Origin of the sequence: Bradyrhizobium sp. 190, assembly GCF_023073415.1 — a bacterium.
Taxonomy (GTDB): domain Bacteria; phylum Pseudomonadota; class Alphaproteobacteria; order Rhizobiales; family Xanthobacteraceae; genus Bradyrhizobium.
On the sequence record NZ_JADPJL010000008.1, the window covers coordinates 519,958 to 536,633 of the forward strand.

A 16,676-nucleotide genomic window follows, 5' to 3' on the forward strand; every position below is an offset into this window, starting at 1 on the left:
CTAGCGGTCAGCGAGAAGGCTGCGACGCGGCAAAACGGCTGCCGAGGTCTGCGGGCGACCGATCAACTGCAGGGTGATGATCAAGGCCGCGACCAGGTAGCTCAACGGACAGGCCGTTATCATGAGAAGGCCGGCCATATGCTGGTCGTCAAGCGCGCGAATTGCCGGCAAATGCTCTGCGGCATGAACGAGGTGACCGGCGGATTCGTAAAGGCTTCGCGGTGCAAAGATCAGCAAGGCTGCCAGCAGGCATGCCAGTTTCCCGGTGAGCAGCAGGGCCGGGATAGCCTGCCAGCGCGCGGCGGAGGTCGTCAGCAGGGTGAACCAGAAGAACACGGCAGCCAGCAACAGAACGCCGTGAAGTGCGAGGCCGATCGCCGGAGATTGAACAATGATCGTGTGAACGGCGGGAGAATGCCACGTCCAGAGCAGCACGATCTGGATAAGAGTCGCGGTCCACAGCCAGGAAACCCGAATGTCCCGCTTTGGCCGGTAAGCGATTGCACATGCTGCCAGTAGCGGCGCCACGAGATTCATGGAGGCGATATGAAGCATCATGTGCCTCGAGAGATGCCCGAGGTCGTACACCGGAAGAACAATCGCCCCGGCGACGAGAACGGCGGAAGCGCTTGCCAGGGCTGGTTTGATCGTCCGGATGTTCAAAGGCCGGCTCGCTCCTTGGATGCCTAGGGTAATTCAGGAATACGTGGCGGGTCGCCCAAAACCAACGACATCCCGGCGCAAGGGTTCCATTTGAAAGCGCCTGCGCGAGGTCTGATGTGCAATTGCCCATCAGAGAATCCATCGAGCCGCAGAGATAGATTCCGGGTCTGCGCCAAGAGGCGCATCCTCAGGTGCGCAATTGCGCACCGGGGAATGACAAGTGGAGCGAGCGGGCCGCGGGCAAGTCGGCTTTGCTCGCGCGACGACGCTGATAAGGTTGGAAAATGAGGCGATATGAGAACCAAATCACCCCGGAAAATCCAGCGCTCTGGCCGCCGCTTTTGAAGTGTTGATGCCCGCCGGACCGTGGTATTTCTGGCCATCGGACGACTGCCGTCACCACCCCTGAGGCTATTCTTTTGATCGACAAGCTTGAACTGCTGCTGGCGCTCGCAAAAGAGCGGCATTTCGGACGGGCTGCGGAGGCCTGCGGCGTCACCCAGCCGACCATGTCGACGAGCCTCAAGCAGCTCGAGGAAATCCTCGGCGTGATGCTGGTGCAGCGCGGGTCGCGGTTCCAGGGATTTACGCCGGAGGGCGAACGCACCCTCGACTGGGCGCGGCGCATCGTCGGCGATACCCGCGCGATGCGGCAGGAGATCAACAGCCTCAAGGACAAGCTCTCCGGCGAGATCCGGATCGCCGCGATCCCCACCGTGCTCGGCATGGTGGCGTCGCTGACGACACCGTTCCGCGCGCGGTACCCTGACGTGCGCTTTCGCATCCAGTCCTGCACGTCGGCCGACGTGCTGGGCCTGCTGGAAAATCTCGAAGTCGATGCCGGGCTGACCTACATCGAGAACGAACCGATCGGCAAGGTGCGCACCATTCCGCTCTACAACGAGAGCTATCGCCTGCTGACGGCGCCCGATGCCATGTTCGGCGATCGCAAGCAGGTCACGTGGAAGGAAGTGGGGCAGGTGCCGCTGTGTCTCTTGACGCCAGACATGCAGAACCGCCGCATCATCGATCGCGCGCTGGCATCGGTCGGGGCCGAGGCCACGCCGACACTGACCTCGAACTCGCTTGTGGTCCTCTATACGCATGTGAAGACCGGGCGCTGGGCGAGCGTGATGCCGGCAAAACTCGCAGAGACCCTGGGGCTGGCGGATACCATCCGCAGCATTCCGATTGTCGATCCCGTCGTCGACTACAGCGTCGGGCTGGTGATCCCGCAGCGCGATCCGATGACGCCCCTGATCGCGGCGCTGGTGCAGGTCGCCCGCGAAGTGGCGCCGACGCTGGAGTAGATCACAGTATATCTAATAGCTCGCGGGCATCAGCCGCAGGCGCGGGTAGAGCCGGTCGATGGCGGCCATGTCGGTGTGCATCTGCTCGATGATCCAGTCCCTGATCTCGCTGACGACCGGTCGGATCGATCGGTCATGCGGGTGCACCAGTTCGCAAAGCCGCCGTGTCGTGCTGAGCGTTTCCGAGGCCGGAACCAGAGCGCCGGTCAGCAGCCAATGGGCTGCGACCGTGAGCCAGCCGAGCGCAATGCCCTGGCCGAGCAACGCCGCCTGCACCACCACCGCATAATCGGAAAAACTCAGCGACTTGGCAGGCCCCGACCGTTTGGTGAGAAAGGTCCGATATTCCGCCGCCCAATCGCCCGGCGTATCGGCGAGGCGGATGATGGTGTTGGCCTCGATCGGCCCGTCCGCGCTATCAGCGTCGCGATAGGCCGGGCTGCAGATAGGCAGCATGACTTCCTTCATGACCAGCGCGCCGTTGCGCGCTGGATCGTATCGATCGCGAAACCGCATGCCGAGATCGACATTGTCGACCGGCCCGCGCAGCGGACCGGAAATAAGCTGGAAGCGGAGATCGACGGTCGGAAACTGGCGCTGCAGCTTGTCGATGCGGGGCATCAGCCAATGGGTGGTGAACGCCGAGGAGACCGAGAGCGTGACCGTCTCGGTGCCCTTGCGACGGCGGTCGATCTCGATCAGGCCGCCTTCGATGCTGCGGAATCCATCCGACACATGGCGATAGAGGATCTCGCCATCTTCCGTCAGGGCCGCGCGGCCATTGGTCCGGTCGAACAGCCGAACGCCGAGATAGTCCTCGAACTGTCCGAGCATCCGGCTTACCGCGGGCTGGGTGACGTTTAGTTCGGCAGCCGCCGCCGTGAAGCTGCCATTGCGCGCCGCCGCGTCAAAGACGAACAGCGCGTGGCTGGAGGGCAGCTTCCGCCGGAGGTCAGGCATAACCTGATGTTATGCTGCCGGTGAGAATTTGGCAATTGCCCCTGCCGGCCAACTCTGGTTGGCTTGCGCGATCGCCCATCAGCATGGGCAAGATTGAAAATCCGGCACGGCAGGGATGGCCTCGGGAGCTGCCCTGAAGTGCCCGGTCTATAAGACGAGATCATGCCGGTTTCAACCGTCGCTTGCGCCATCGCAGGTGACGTCGATGGCGCGCATCGGTGCACGCCCTTCAACGCAACGGGGTCGATCATTGGACCAGGGCGGAGAGAGCGTCGATATCAAGGCTGCGAGCAAGAGCTATGGCGCGGTCCGGGCGCTGGATGACGTCACCCTGAACGTTGCGCCGCGCGAGTTCGTCTCCCTGCTCGGGCCGTCCGGGTCCGGCAAGACGACGCTGCTCGGCATTCTCGGCGGCTTCGTTCAGCCTTCGTCCGGCTCGATCCATTTTGGCGGCCGCGACGTGACGTTCCTGCCGCCGCACAAGCGCGACATCGGCGTGGTGTTCCAGAACTACGCGCTGTTCCCGCACATGACCGTCGGCGAGAACGTCGCCTTTCCGCTGCGCGCGCGACGGATTGCAAAGGCGGATTGGGCTGCGAGGGTGCGCGCCGCACTGGCGATGGTCGGGTTGTCGGGCTACGAGGCGCGCGGCATCGCGCAGCTCTCCGGCGGCCAGCGCCAGCGCGTGGCGCTGGCGCGCGCCATGATCTTCGAACCGCGCCTGATCCTGATGGACGAGCCGCTGTCGGCGCTCGACAAGCAGTTGCGGGAAGCGATGCAGATCGAACTGCGCGAGCTGCACAAGCGGATCGGCGCCACGATCATCTACGTCACCCACGACCAGCGCGAGGCGCTGACGATGAGCGACCGCGTGGCGATCCTCAAGGACGGCCGGCTGGTCCAGATCGATCGTCCGGAGCGGCTGCACGATTATCCCGCGGACTCTTTTGTGGCGAGTTTCATCGGCGAGGCGAGCCTGTTGCCGGTCCGGCGCGTCGACGCCTCTAGCGTGGCGCTCGGCTCGGCTGTCCTGAAAAGCGCGCGCGCGATTCCAAACGGCGAGGCGCTGATGCTCGCGGTGCACAGCGAGAAGCTTCTGATTGCAGACGGCGTGGCGGATGCCGCGCTCAACCGCTTGACCGGCAAGGTCACTGACATTGTCTATCAGGGCGAAAGCCTTCGCGTGTTCCTGCAGCTGGCCGACGGCACCTGCTTGAGCCTCCGTCAGCCCAGCCATTACCAGGCCTCGCGTTTGTTACCGCCAGTTGGCGGCGAGCTCACCGTCACGCTCCATCCCGAAGACACCATCGTCGTACCCAAGGCGCAAGAGAAGGCGTGAGAATGAACGCCGGATCGTCAAACCCGAGTGCAACACCAGACCAACAAAACAAGAGATGAAAATGTCCTATGATAGCTTCAAGGTTCTCACCTTCGACGTCGTCGGTACCTTGATCGATTTCGAAGCCGGCGTGCTCGATGCCGTGCGCAAGATCTCCGGCCGAAAGGCGGCCGAGCTCAGCGACGATCAGATCTTTGCGTCCTACAAGCGCGGCCGCGACGCTCATCCGGAGCGGTCGAGCGAGGTGATGTTTCATGTCTACCGGTACCTTGCCAAGGAACTGGCACTGCCAGCCGACGATGCCGCCTGCGACGCTTTCCAGCTCGCCGTGCTGCGCTGGCAGCCGTTCTCGGATTCGGTCGAAGCACTGAAGCGCCTGCGCACCAAATTCCGATTGGTCGCCATGACCAATGCGGATCGCGTCGCGCTGTCGTGCTATGCCCACGCGCTCGACAATCCCTTCCACGACACCATCTGCGCCGATGACACCGGCGTTGCGAAACCCAATCCGGAATTCTTCGCCTACAACAAGGGCCGGCAGTCGGCGTTCGGCTACAAACAGTCGGAAATCCTGCACGTGGCGCAGAGTCAGCACCACGACATCGGCATCGCCCGCCAGCTTGGCTACAAGGTCTGCTGGATCGAGCGGCGCCAGGGCATGAAGGGCTTTGGCGGCACGCCCGAAGTGCCGCAGCTCACAAAACCCGATTTCCATTTCGCCACGATGAAGGCGTTCGCCGACGCGGCGGTTGGTAGCTGAAAAGGGTAGGGCGACTGACATGGCAGAGGTCTGGACCCCAATGGCATCGGCCGCCTCTCTCTGGGCGGATACGGCGGAGCCTTTGCCCGCCTTTCCGAAGCTTGCCGGCGAGGTAAAGGCCGATGTCGTCATCATCGGCGCCGGCTATACGGGGCTGTCAGCCGCGCATCACATCGCGAAGAGCGGCCTTTCGCCGGTCGTACTCGAAGCCAATCATCCCGGCTGGGGCGCGAGCGGCCGCAATGGCGGCGTCATCACCGCCAAATTCCGCCTCTCGTTCCGCGACATCGACGCCGCCCATGGCCGCGCCATGGCGAGGCGCATGTACGAGATCGCGCATGAGTCCGTCGAGATGGTCGATGAGCTGGTGTCCGAATTCGGCATCGAGAGCGCGCGGCTGACGCGCAGCGGGCAGGTCAAGGCCGCCCACAATCAGGCCACGCTCAAGGCCGCGATCGACGAAGCCGAATGGATGAAACAGGAGATGGGCGATACCGACGTCCGGATCCTCGATGCCCATCAGGTGCGCGAAGAGACGGGATCGCGGGGCTTCGTCGGCGGGGTGCTCAATCCAGGCTCCGGCGGCATCCATCCGCTGAATTATCTGCGTGGCCTTGCTAAAGGTGTTGCGCAGCGCGGTGTGCCGATATTCCAGGAAAGCCCTGCGCTCGCGCTCCGTCGCGACGGCGATGGCGTTATTGCCGAGACGCCAGGCGGCAGCGTGCGCGCGCGTCAAGCGATCGTCGCCACCAACTCTTATTCCGACCTGACATCGGCGACGGTGCGGCTGCAACGCACATTGGTGCCGTTCCGCAGCGCTCTCATCGCTACCGAAAAACTGTCGCCAAACCTCGCCGGCAGCCTGATGCCGACGGGGCGAACCTACACAGAGACCAAGCGGATGATGCGCTGGTTCCGCAAGGTCGACGACCGCGTCATCTTCGGTGGTCGCGGCGCCTTCGGCAAGCAGGATTCGGAAAGCGCTTTCGAGGCTCTACGCCGTGCCATGACCGGTATCTTCCCCGAACTGGCGGATGTTCCGTTGGAGTTTCGCTGGTCCGGACTGGTCGGCATGACGCTCGATTCCGTGCCACATGTCGGCCGCATCGACGACCGCACCCTTTATTCAGTCGGCTACAATGGCGCCGGCGTCGCAATGTCGAGCCTGATGGGCCGCTATCTCGCGTCGCTTGTGCGCGGGGAGGCAGTCGACCTTGGCTTGCTCGACGCGCGCCGGGTCAGGACCATTCCATTCTATTCGCTGCGTGAACCGGCCGTCCGCGCGGTGGCCGGCTGGTACCAATTTCTGGATGCGATCGGGCGTTAAGAGTTCTGAGCCCGATCATAACAAGAGGGGTTGAACATGATGATTACATCTTGCTGCCGGCGTGCACTGCTCGGCGTTTCCCTTGGTGTCCTCGCGACGCTCTCGGCGCTTCCGGCCAATGCGGACCAGATCACTTTCGTGTCCCAAGGCGGCGCCTACCAGAAGGCGCAGACCGTCGCGATCCTCGATCCCTCTGCCAAAAAGCTTGGTATCACCATCAACCAGGACAGCATCCCCGACGCCTGGCCCGCGATCAAATCGCAGGTCGCCAGCGGCAAGCCGACGTGGGACGTGGTCGACGTGCCGACCGGCTATTGCCTGCGCGGCGGCGAGCAGGGGTTGCTCGAAAAGCTGGATTTCTCGAAGCTGCCGAACGCGGCCGCGATGCCGGAGGCCTATCGTTCCCCTTATTCGGTGGCCTACGAGTTCTATTCGAGCGTGCTCGCCTACAGTCAGAAAAAATTTGCAGCAGGCGCAGCGCCCAATAGCTGGGCCGATTTCTGGGACGTGAAGAAGTTCCCGGGCCGCCGCGCGCTGCGCAACCACCCGATCGCCACGCTCGAGGCGGCGCTGATGGCCGACGGCGTCGCGCCCGACAAGCTCTATCCGCTCGACGTAGATCGGGCCTTCAAAAAGCTCGAGGAGATCAAGCCCAACATCACGGTGTGGTGGACCTCGGGTGCGCAATCTGCACAGCTTCTCAATGACGGGGAAGTCGACATGGTGATGGCCTGGAACGGCCGCGTCAGCGCGCTGACCAAGGAAGGCGCCAAGGTCGCCTTCACGTACAATCAGGGCATCCTGCAGAGCACCTCGCTCTGCATCCTCAAGGATGCGCCCAATCTCGCAACCGCCGTCCGCTTCCTCAACGAGGCGGTCGATCCCGTCCACCAGGCCAACCTGCCGCTGCTCATCGATTACGGGCCGGCCAACCCGAAGGCCTTCGATACCGGCGTCATCAAGCCGGAGCGTGTCGCGCAACTGCCGAGCGCGCCCGAAAACGCGGCTAAGCAGGCGCTGATGTCCTACGCCTGGTGGTCGTCGCCGGCCGGGGAGGCCGCGGAGAAGCGCTGGATCGGATTCATGCAGAAGTAGTCTCGTCGGCAACTGGGCGCGGAGTTCGTCAGCATTCCGCGCCATCGCAGGATCACCATGAGCAGCCCCGTGCAGGACCTCTCGGTACTCCACCAACGTCGCGAACAGCGCCTGATGCTGGCGCTGGCGCTGCCGGCGCTGCTCGTGATCCTGCTGCTGGTCGTGCTGCCGGTCGGCTGGCTCGCCTGGCAGTCGGTCTATCACAACGGCTTTACGCTCGAGAATTATCGCCGGATCTGGAGCGAGGACATCTACTGGCGCAGCTTTGCCCTGACGTTTGAAATCAGCCTGCTGGTGACGCTGCTGGCGCTACTGCTCGGTTATCCCATTGCCTATGCGGCGAGCGTCGCGCCAAAACGGTGGGGCATTATCATCCTGGCGCTGGTGGTGCTGCCGTTCTGGACCAGCGTGCTGGTCCGCGCCTATGCCTGGCTCGCGCTGTTGCAACGGACGGGCGTTATCAACCAGCTGCTGCTCCAGCTCGGCGTGATCGACGAGCCGCTGGCGCTGGTCCATAATACCTTTGGCACCGTCGTTGCGACCCTGCACATCCTGCTGCCGTTCATGGTGCTGCCGCTCTACGCTACCATGCAGCAGATCCCGCGCGATCTGATGCAGGCTGGCGCCAGTCTCGGCGCCGGTCCCATGCTCACCTTCTGGCGGATATTCCTGCCGCTGTCGCTGCCGGGTGTGCTTGCGGGGTGCACGCTGGTCTTCGTGCTCACCCTCGGCTTCTACATCACGCCTGAATTGCTCGGGGGCGGCCGCACCATCATGATATCGATGCTGGTAAGCCGCAATGTCGAACTCTACGACCAGTGGGGCGCCGCCAGCGCCGTCGGCGTCGTGCTGCTGGTCGCAGTCGGCGCGATCTTCTTTGCCGTCAGCCGCTTCATTCCGCTCGACCGCGTGTTGGGGCAAAAATGACGATGCCGCGCGCATACCGCATCGCCTTCGTCGTGTTCTGCGCGCTGGTGCTGCTCTATCTCATCCTGCCGATCCTGATCATCGCGCCGATGTCGTTCTCGGCCGCGCGCTACCTGAGCTTCCCGCCGCCGTCGCTGTCGCTGCGCTGGTATCAGGAGTATATCGGCAATCCGGCCTGGATGCAGGCGACCCGCGTGACGCTGACGGTTGCCGTACTCACCGTGGTCATCGCGACCCCGCTCGGCGTTGCCGCGGCCTACGCGATCAGCCAGTCGAAGTGGCGCATCATGCGGCTGATCCACATGACGCTGCTGCTGCCACTGGTGGTGCCGATCATCATCACCGCGGTCGGCATCTTCTTCGTCTTCGCCAAGGTCGGCCTGGCCGCGACCATGACCGGCCTCGTGCTGGCCAATGTCATGCTCGGTCTGCCCTACGTCGTCATCTCCGTCGTGGCGGGCCTGCAGAGCTTCGATGCCACGCAGGAGATGGTGGCGCGCAGCCTCGGCATGAACAGGCTGCGCAGCTTCTTCGTGGTGACGCTGCCGCAGATCAAGCCCAGCGTGATCGCAGGCGGCATCTTCGCCTTTATCTCCGCGATGGACGAGACCATCGTCGCGCTGTTCATTTCCGGCGGCCAGTATCAGCCGCTGACCAAGCGGATGTTCACCGCGCTCCGCGACGAGATAGACCCGACGATCGCGGCCATCAGCACGCTGATGACCGCGGTCTCTTTCATGCTGGTCCTGGTTGCACCCACCCGGTCAAGGAAGAGTGCGTGAGCGGGAGTCAGGCCGCGATCTGATTTTTCGTCGTGGGCTGTTGCGGATCGCGCGGTAGCGTGATGCGCACGACGGTGCCGGTGCCGAGCTTCGAGCGCAGCCGCATCGTTCCGCCATGCAGGCTGGTCAGCGAGCGCGCAATGGCAAGGCCGAGGCCCGATCCCTGATAGGTCTTGGTAAGCTGACTCTCGACCTGCTCGAACGGATTGCCCAGCCGCCGCAGCGAGGCCGGCGCGATGCCGATGCCGGTATCGGCGATCATGAGCACGATCGAGTTGGGCAGCACGTGGCTCCGCACCGTGACCCTGCCGTCGTCGGGGGTGAACTTCACGGCATTGGACAGCAGGTTGACGAAGATCTGCTTGACCGCGCGGCGGTCGGCCATCACGGAAATCGTGCTTTCGATATCGGCGTCCAGCGTCAATTGCTTGTCCTCGGCGCGCCCCGAGACCACGCGCAGCGACTCCGCCAGTATCTTCGACAGGTCGAGCTGCTCCATGTCGAGCTTCATGCGACCGGCTTCGATCTTCGACATGTCGAGGATGTCGTTGATGACTTCGAGCAGATATTTCCCGCTGGTGAGGATGTCGTGGCAGTACTCCTGATACTTGTCGGAGCCGAGCACGCCGAACATGCCGCTGCCCATGATCTCGGAGAAGCCGATGATGGCGTTCAGCGGCGTGCGCAGTTCGTGGCTCATATTGGCGAGGAATTTGGATTTCGCCTGGTTGGCTTCCTCGGCGCGGTTCTTTTCCTGCGAGTATTTTTCGGCGAGGTCGGCGAGCTCAGCCTGCGAGCGCTTCAGGTCGAGCACGTTGGCGCGCAGGCGGGCGTCGTTTTCGATCAGCTTCTGTTCGTGCGCCTTGATGCGGGTGATGTCGGTGCCGACCGAGACGTAGCCGCCGTCCTTCGTGCGGCGTTCGCTGATGTGCAGCCAGCTTCCGTCATCGAGCTGCGCTTCGAAGGTGCGGGCTCCCGGCGCTTGCGCGCCGGTCTCCTGCAATCTGGTGCGCACCTCCGGCATGCTGCCGACCTCGATCACGGTCTCATACGACGTGCCGGGAGTCACCGCCGTATCCGGCAGTTTGTGCAGACGCTGGAAGTGCGAATTGCAGAGCACAAGGCGATCTTCCGCGTCCCACAGCACGAAGGCTTCCGGGATGGTCTCGATTGCGTCGCGCAGCCGCAGGTCAGCCTCTACGGTCTTCTCGGCGAGGCTCTTCTGTTCGGTGATGTCGACCGCGATGCCGATCAGGTGTAGGCCGCCGTCGGCTGACTCCTGGCTGAGCTCGCAGCGCACCCGCAGCCAGATCCAATGGCCGCCGGTGTGCTGCATGCGGAAGCTCTGGTCGATGTGGTCGATCTTGCCGGCGATCATCTGGTCGGCGATCGCGAACAGGTCGATGTCGTCGGATTTCACCAGCGCGTTGACTTCGCCGAAAGTGAGGAGGTCGTTGCGGGAGTCGAGCCCGAGCATCGTGAACATCGATGCCGACCAGAAGATCCTGCCGCGGGAGAGGTCCCAGTCCCACAATCCGCAGCGGCCGCGGTTGAGCGCGGTGTCGATCCGGCCGCGCACCGCGTCGTTGATGAGATCGCCCTCACGGGCGCGGGTCGACTGCCAGTGGACGGCAAAGCCGAGGATCAGCACGACGAAGCCCGTGGTGGCCGACAGCGTCACCGACAATGCGGCATCCGAACCCCACAGCGGCTCGTTCTTTTCCTGGATGACGATGACCTGGCCCGGCAGCGACTTGACCAGCCGCGAGATCGCCATGGCGCCATTGCCGTTCGGAAGCGTCATGTCGTTAACGACGCCCTGCTGGGCCGGCGCGGCGAGCAGTTGCGCCGTGCTGATGATGTCGAGGATGTTGTCGCCAAGGCTGCCCTCGACCGGGACGCGGGCCAGAATCCGATGATCGGCGCCGGTGATGATGACATGGCGGCCGCTGGCAACGCCCCAGGCCGGAATCAGGTCGGGCAGCAGGCTCTGCAATCGCTCGATATTGGCGGCGCGGTCCTGCCGGACGGCGGCAATGCGGTCGAGGCGTTCGGCGAGGAGTTCGGTGAGCGCGGCGAGGTCGCGCTTCATCGCGGCGCGCTTTTGCCGGCTCTGGTCGATCACCTGCACGAAGGCGCCGAGGCAGATGGTGATCAGGAAGGCAATGATGAGCGTCGGCACGGCGCGACGAAGCGCCGGCTCTGCGGTGAGCAGCCGGTGATAGGCAGGTTTCGCGATCGATTGCGCCAATCCCTTGATCGAATCGGATTGGACATACGCGTTCGCCGCATGCGCGCGCGCCATGCTTTAGACCCCCGCCGAAGGCTCTTTTGCACACTGTCCGGAAGGAACCCCGCGTCATTCCGAATCACAGCGATTTGAATCCAGTTTTCCGGGGCTGTCGAGTGTCAACGATTCGTTAATTCGAAATAAATGTTGTCCAACGCGAATTAAGGCGTCGTCAGGTGAGTCCGAAACGGGAACGCGTCCGTAAAACTATGCGCGCGGCGGTTCGGCATGACTGATCACGCGCTTGATCGACGGAAACGCGCGGCGCAGCGCGCGCTCGATCTCGTCGACATTCTCGTGCACCTTGATGACGCTCATCGACGGCGCGGCGCGGCAATGGAAGTTAACGATTTCGCCGGCATCGGTGTCGCGCACCCGCACATTGTGGATGTCGTGGATCGCGCCATTGCCGGCAAAGCGCGTCAGCGCGGCCTTGATGGTCTCGACACGCTCGGGCGCGGCGTCGGTGCCATGCGGCAGTTCCGGCTCGAGCGGCTCGATGTGGGTGTCGACCTCGACGTCCTCGCCGAAATCCTCACGGATGCTCCGCTCCAGCCCGTGGGCGATGTCGTGCGCAGCGTTAAGTTCCATATCGCCGTCGACTTCGAGATCGATGCTGACCGTGAGCTTGCCGCCGAGGTCGTGCACGGTGACATGGTGGACGGCGAGGCCGGAATTGCGGGCGATCACCATGATGCGCTCGCGCACGCTCTCATTGTCGCGCGCGACCGGCACGGCCGTGAAGGTGAGGTCGGCGTCGCCGAGCGCCTCAGTGACCGCTGCCTGCGCGGTCTTCTTGATCGCCTCGACGCGATCGATCGGGTAGGTGCGCGGCACCTTCGCGATGGCGTCGATGAAATGCGTCGGCCCGACCATGCGAACCCGCAGGCGCTCGACGCCGACCACGCCGGGCACCGAGCGGATCGCGGCGATGGCCTTTTCCGACGCGCCCTCCGGCGCCCGATCGAGCAGCGTTTCGATGGTGGAGCGCCCGAGCCGCAGGCCCAGGATCGATATCATCACGGCAACCGCGATGGCGGCGGCCGAGTCGCCCCAGTCATAGCCGAGCCCGGTCAGCACGAGCCCGATGATGACGGCGGTCGAACCAAGCACATCGGAGGCAAAATGCAGCGCATCCGCTGCCAGCGCCTGGCTTCGGGTCGCGCGCGCGGTGCGATGCAGCGCCCGCGCGCGCCAGAAATTCACCGCGATATCGATCACCAGCACCACGAAGGGAATCGCCGAGAGCGTCGGCGGGGCTGCGCCCTCGCGCAGGCGGCTCCAGGATTCAACCAGGATGCCGCCGGCCAGCACATAGAGCAGTGCGATGACAAAGAGCGCCGACAGGCTCTCGAACTTGCCGTGGCCGTAATGATGTTCCTCATCGGCCGGTTGGTCGGACACCCGCACCACCAGCCAGGTGATGACGGTGGCGATCACGTCGACCGAGGAGTGCAGGGCCTCGGAGATCAGCGCGAGAGAGCCGATCGCAATGCCGACGGCGAATTTCGCTGCAGCCATGCCGGCACTGGCGAAAATCGAAATCGCCGCGACATTGGTCTTGATGGTGGGGATATGACTCATGGGCGGCGGTTTAGCAGGGCGTTGTGCAAGATTAAAGCCGATGGTCGGAGGCGCAATCGCCACTCACTTGCAGGAGCGGGTTTTTGCGAATTGTTCTAAGTGGAGATTCGCCGCGTCGTCGTCCCTGCGAAAGCAGGGACCCATAGCCACCGATGCCTGTTGTGGATGAAGCTGTAGCTGTAGCGTGGCGCAACATAGACATTCGTGGTTATGGGTCCCGGCTCGCGCTTCGCTTGGCCGGGACGACGTGGATAGATACGAGCTCGCATTCTCGCGGCGCAATGCACCCGAGCTTTGCAAAATCATCCGCCCAGAGAAGAGGGCGCAGGGAATGCCGGGTGCTTGCTGCACCCGCGGTCTCGTGTGCAAATAGCGCAAAGAGAACGCACACGAGCATACAGGTACAGCCGGAGCAGCCCGGCATTCCCTGCGCGATGGTTTTACGGCTTATACCGAGCTCTCCCCGGAGACGAATTCCTCTTGCCTCCGTCGCCGGCGGATTGAAGGATTGTCGAAACCCGGTTGGGTCGACGCTCCTCCGCCGGCTTGACACCAGCAACGGGTGCCAGGACCACACGGCTTTGCCGTACGCTTCAGCGCCAGTCGTCTGCACGTTGTGTTCGCTCACGGACCGAAGCCCGCCCTGCGAACACGACCACGCGCCCAACGCTGCCGCGTCCACCGCAACCCGCCCCAACGTTCGTGACGATGGCCAACGCCCCTCTACCGGGACGGGATGGCGCGAGTTGTAGGGGTGATTTGGGTCTCGCGCGAAGAAGTATATTTTTGCGGAAAAGACTGGACCGGGCAAATCACGTTGAAGTCGCTACAGAAAATCGATTTGCCGCGCATCGGCCATTTTGCCCGACGGGCAGAACAAGAGGCCGTAACGTCGGTCGTTGGCACCAGCTCGACGACCGCCAATGGGTTGCGCGTATGCGCGAGCTATGTCGTCTGACGGTCAGTTCATGTCCGCTTTCGGAGGGCAACATCACAAACTCAAGCCCTCATGTCTGCAAGTGCTCCCGAAACGGAAGTCGCCGGCCGAGCAGTTGTGCCGCGGATCTGATATGCTGCGCCAGCGAGTGCTGGCCCATACTCTCATTCAGATACGCGTTAGGGCATCTTGATGTGTTGCATGCGCAGCAATTGAACCAGACGATTATCGTTCGCTTATCGCGGGAGCGATCATGAACAAGGGTCTTTTGGTGGCGATTCTTGTGGCTCTCACCGGTACGGCGGCGGCTGCGCAGGCTCCCACCAGAGACGCGCTCATCGCCCGCGCGAAATCATTCGAACTCGATACGCCCTATGTGCCGCCGCCAGGCGACCCCTTGACGCATCATGCCGCCGGATATGCGAAGGTCATGTGCTCAGCGGTATTCATGACCGGCCTTGCACCCGATTTCGCGGCCAAAAATGTTGGGTTTTTCACGGCGCCCTACGGACAGCGCGCGAAGCTCGGCAAGCCGGTCATCGATCGCGCCAACAAGGCGGTCCACGTCACGCTTCCTAACGGCGTGACCCGGACGGCCAAACATCTCGGGAGCCAGGGTTGCGTCACGTTCCCGATCGGCAAGAGCGCCATGAATTTCAAGCCGGTCGCCGTCAAGAGCCGATTGCCCGATCCCGCGACCCAACCGTGGCCGATGGGCGACATGCTGCCGCAGGATCCGTTGCCGGCAGAAATCGACGCCGAGAAACTCAAGGCTGCCGTGAATGCCGCGCTCCAGCCGGCCGAAGCATTGACCGCGGCGTTCGTTGTGACGTGGAGAGGCCGTCTCATTGCCGAGCGCTACGCGGAAGGTGTTACGGCGCAAACACCGCTCGAAAGCTGGTCCATGGGCAAGAGCATTACGGCAACGCTCTTTGGCATTCTGGTCAAAGACGGCGTCTATAACCTGGACCAGCCGGCACCGATCCCTGAATGGCAAACGCCCGGCGACCCGCGCGCCAAAATACGCATTGCAGATCTCCTTCACATGTCGAGCGGGCTCCGGATCAGGGCGCCCCAAGACCCGGATCATGATCCAACGGGGCCTTACCCGGATCACGTCTATCTTTATACCGGCGGCATCGATTCCGTTCACTACGCGGCAACACGGCCATTGCAATGGCCTCCCAACACGGTCGGACGCTATCGCAACACCGATCCGGTTCTGATCAACTATCTGATCCGGCTCGGTGTCGAAAAAAGCGGCGGCGAATATCTCTCATTTCCTCAGAGGGTGCTGTTCGACAAGCTCGGCATCCGTACCATGGTGATCGAAACTGATCCGTTCGGAAATTTTCTAGGACAAGGTTATGAGGTGGGCTCCGGGCGCGATTGGGCGCGGCTTGGCAATCTCTATCTTCAGGGGGGCGTTTGGAACGGTGAGCGCATTCTCCCAGAGGGCTACACCACATTCGTCAGCACGCTTGCGCCCGCCTGGGCCGCGGACAATCGGCCGATCTATGGCGCTTTTTTCTGGCTCAACGGCGACGGGCAATATCCAGTCCCGCGCGATGCCTATTACATGGCAGGCGCTGGCGGGCAGACCACGCTGATCATTCCCTCGCACGATCTCGTCGTCGTACGTCTCGGGCACTCTCGGGGCGAATCTTACCCCGCTTCAGGCTTCAGCAAGGCGCTCTCGCTGTTGATCGAGGCGGTGCCAAAAGCACAAAAGCCCCGGGCCCAATAGTTTGACGCAGTCGTCGCTCGACGACGGCGGTGATCGCTACGCCAGCGTGGCGACACAGAATTTGGCATGGCTGCGGGCATCCAAGTGTGGGGCAGCGCCCTTTGGCCGCCTTATTTTGGGATTGTGATTTCAAGAAGCGTAATAAGTAAAAAAATCGGTCGTGGGAGGCGCCAATGATTAGGGCGAAAAGTTCCATTTGGGCATCCCTCGCTTCTGCCCCTCGACTGGCTGCGCATTTACGGGACTGTCCTTCGCCCGAGACATAGAAGATGACCGCGATAGCGACATCGGGTGCTGGTGGCGTTCGTCTTGATCGCGGCGACCGGATTGCGTTGTCCGGCAGATCGGGATTGTTCGGACTGGTTGCTGTTGGACTTTGGCTGATGCCCGCCTTCGCTGCGGCAGGTGACGCGCTGCAAGTGACAAACGCCCGGGTGCCGGCGTCCGATCAGATCGGTATCGATCTCCCGCTTGTGATGACCATCAGGAACGATGCGGCCGAAGCCGACGCCCTGTTGCGCGTCCGCTGTCCGTTCGCGAATTTCGCTGTAAAGCATACGGTCGATCGCGGCGAAGGCGCGCCCGCCATGCGCGAGATCAAGTCCATCCCGATCCCGGAGAGCAAGACGATCGAATTCAAGCACGACGGATATCACGTGATGCTGCTGCAGACGCGGCAGAAGCTTGTCGACGGCGAGACGTTTACATGCGCCGTCGTCTTCCAGAAAGCCGGAACCAAGGAAACGGAGGTGCAGGTTTCACGAACGCCCTGATCGCGACAGCGGACCGGAGAGTCCGCTGAACAAGAGGCTTGTCAGCTGAACGCCCGGATGTGCCGGACGCTCGATCCAGCATGAACCGCCAAAGGGAGGTTACTACTCATGAAGAGACTCTCAGGCCACTCAAGCACCTTCACGCGGGCGCGTCTGCTCGCCGTTGCAGTGGCTGCCGGAGG

14 protein-coding genes are annotated in these 16,676 nt (G+C 63.0%); 9 read left to right on the forward strand and 5 right to left on the reverse strand.

The window, feature by feature from the left end; all coding sequences use genetic code 11:
* Nucleotides 1-663, reverse strand: a complete 663-nt coding sequence (locus IVB22_RS06315) for a cytochrome c oxidase assembly protein (protein WP_249804959.1) — start codon at nucleotides 661-663, stop codon at nucleotides 1-3.
* A 419-nt stretch (nucleotides 664-1,082) separates the two neighbouring features.
* On the opposite strand from IVB22_RS06315, the gene IVB22_RS06320 reads away from it, so the two are divergent.
* Nucleotides 1,083-1,973 (forward strand): LysR family transcriptional regulator, encoded by an 891-nt coding sequence (locus IVB22_RS06320; RefSeq protein ID WP_247516436.1) that lies wholly within the window; start codon nucleotides 1,083-1,085, stop codon nucleotides 1,971-1,973.
* Nucleotides 1,974-1,985: 12 nt separating this feature from the next.
* Here IVB22_RS06320 and IVB22_RS06325 read toward each other — a convergent pair whose 3' ends face one another.
* Nucleotides 1,986-2,933 carry a LysR family transcriptional regulator gene (locus IVB22_RS06325; RefSeq protein ID WP_247516437.1) on the reverse strand — a complete coding sequence of 316 codons (948 nt, stop codon included), beginning with the start codon at nucleotides 2,931-2,933 and terminating at the stop codon, nucleotides 1,986-1,988.
* Between the two features lie 250 nt (nucleotides 2,934-3,183).
* Here IVB22_RS06325 and IVB22_RS06330 point away from each other — a divergent pair, with 250 nt between their 5' ends.
* From IVB22_RS06330 to IVB22_RS06355, 6 genes are all read left to right on the forward strand, one after another.
* Complete coding sequence (locus tag IVB22_RS06330; RefSeq protein WP_247516438.1) at nucleotides 3,184-4,272, forward strand: ABC transporter ATP-binding protein; 1,089 nt, start codon at nucleotides 3,184-3,186, stop codon at nucleotides 4,270-4,272.
* Nucleotides 4,273-4,333: 61 nt separating this feature from the next.
* Complete coding sequence (locus IVB22_RS06335) at nucleotides 4,334-5,032, forward strand: HAD family hydrolase (RefSeq protein ID WP_247516439.1); 699 nt, start codon at nucleotides 4,334-4,336, stop codon at nucleotides 5,030-5,032.
* 19 nt (nucleotides 5,033-5,051) lie between these two features.
* Nucleotides 5,052-6,359, forward strand: coding sequence for an FAD-binding oxidoreductase (locus IVB22_RS06340; RefSeq protein ID WP_247516440.1), 1,308 nt, complete (start codon nucleotides 5,052-5,054; stop codon nucleotides 6,357-6,359).
* Between the two features lie 39 nt (nucleotides 6,360-6,398).
* The gene (locus IVB22_RS06345) at nucleotides 6,399-7,454 is read left to right on the forward strand and encodes an ABC transporter substrate-binding protein (RefSeq protein WP_247516957.1); all 1,056 of its coding nucleotides are present in this window, start codon (nucleotides 6,399-6,401) and stop codon (nucleotides 7,452-7,454) included.
* 57 nt (nucleotides 7,455-7,511) lie between these two features.
* A complete protein-coding gene (locus tag IVB22_RS06350; RefSeq protein ID WP_247516441.1) occupies nucleotides 7,512-8,381 on the forward strand; it encodes an ABC transporter permease in 870 nt (289 codons plus the stop codon).
* Complete coding sequence (locus tag IVB22_RS06355; RefSeq protein WP_247516442.1) at nucleotides 8,378-9,163, forward strand: ABC transporter permease; 786 nt, start codon at nucleotides 8,378-8,380, stop codon at nucleotides 9,161-9,163. The genes IVB22_RS06350 and IVB22_RS06355 overlap by 4 nt, the downstream gene beginning before the upstream one ends.
* Before the next feature lie 7 nt (nucleotides 9,164-9,170).
* On the opposite strand, the gene IVB22_RS06360 is transcribed toward IVB22_RS06355, so the two are convergent.
* The 3 genes from IVB22_RS06360 to IVB22_RS41325 form a co-directional block, all read right to left on the reverse strand.
* On the reverse strand, nucleotides 9,171-11,468 hold the full coding sequence (locus IVB22_RS06360; RefSeq protein ID WP_247516443.1) for a PAS domain-containing sensor histidine kinase: 2,298 nt from the start codon (nucleotides 11,466-11,468) through the stop codon (nucleotides 9,171-9,173).
* A 192-nt stretch (nucleotides 11,469-11,660) separates the two neighbouring features.
* Entirely contained in the window at nucleotides 11,661-13,037 is a 1,377-nt protein-coding gene (locus IVB22_RS06365; RefSeq protein WP_247516444.1) for a cation-efflux pump, read from the reverse strand.
* Nucleotides 13,038-14,410: 1,373 nt separating this feature from the next.
* On the reverse strand, nucleotides 14,411-14,539 hold the full coding sequence (locus IVB22_RS41325) for a hypothetical protein (RefSeq protein ID WP_256467378.1): 129 nt from the start codon (nucleotides 14,537-14,539) through the stop codon (nucleotides 14,411-14,413).
* An 84-nt stretch (nucleotides 14,540-14,623) separates the two neighbouring features.
* Here IVB22_RS41325 and IVB22_RS06370 point away from each other — a divergent pair, with 84 nt between their 5' ends.
* Both IVB22_RS06370 and IVB22_RS06375 read left to right on the forward strand, forming a co-directional pair.
* Nucleotides 14,624-15,721 (forward strand): serine hydrolase, encoded by a 1,098-nt coding sequence (locus tag IVB22_RS06370; protein ID WP_247516445.1) that lies wholly within the window; start codon nucleotides 14,624-14,626, stop codon nucleotides 15,719-15,721.
* Between the two features lie 269 nt (nucleotides 15,722-15,990).
* Nucleotides 15,991-16,494, forward strand: coding sequence for a copper chaperone PCu(A)C (locus tag IVB22_RS06375; RefSeq protein WP_247516446.1), 504 nt, complete (start codon nucleotides 15,991-15,993; stop codon nucleotides 16,492-16,494).
* Nucleotides 16,495-16,676 lie beyond the last annotated feature (182 nt).

Bases quoted from the DNA above. Each gene is read 5' to 3' on its own strand.
- IVB22_RS06325 (WP_247516437.1), bottom strand. From the start codon at position 2,933: ATGCCTGACCTCCGGCGGAAGCTGCCCTCCAGCCACGCGCTGTTCGTC.
- IVB22_RS06335 (WP_247516439.1), top strand. From the start codon at position 4,334: ATGTCCTATGATAGCTTCAAGGTTCTCACCTTCGACGTCGTCGGTACC.
- IVB22_RS06340 (WP_247516440.1), top strand. From the start codon at position 5,052: ATGGCAGAGGTCTGGACCCCAATGGCATCGGCCGCCTCTCTCTGGGCG.
- IVB22_RS06345 (WP_247516957.1), top strand. From the start codon at position 6,399: ATGATTACATCTTGCTGCCGGCGTGCACTGCTCGGCGTTTCCCTTGGT.
- IVB22_RS06350 (WP_247516441.1), top strand. From the start codon at position 7,512: ATGAGCAGCCCCGTGCAGGACCTCTCGGTACTCCACCAACGTCGCGAA.
- IVB22_RS06355 (WP_247516442.1), top strand. From the start codon at position 8,378: ATGACGATGCCGCGCGCATACCGCATCGCCTTCGTCGTGTTCTGCGCG.
- IVB22_RS06360 (WP_247516443.1), bottom strand. From the start codon at position 11,468: ATGGCGCGCGCGCATGCGGCGAACGCGTATGTCCAATCCGATTCGATC.
- IVB22_RS06365 (WP_247516444.1), bottom strand. From the start codon at position 13,037: ATGAGTCATATCCCCACCATCAAGACCAATGTCGCGGCGATTTCGATT.
- IVB22_RS06370 (WP_247516445.1), top strand. From the start codon at position 14,624: ATGAATTTCAAGCCGGTCGCCGTCAAGAGCCGATTGCCCGATCCCGCG.
- IVB22_RS06375 (WP_247516446.1), top strand. From the start codon at position 15,991: ATGACCGCGATAGCGACATCGGGTGCTGGTGGCGTTCGTCTTGATCGC.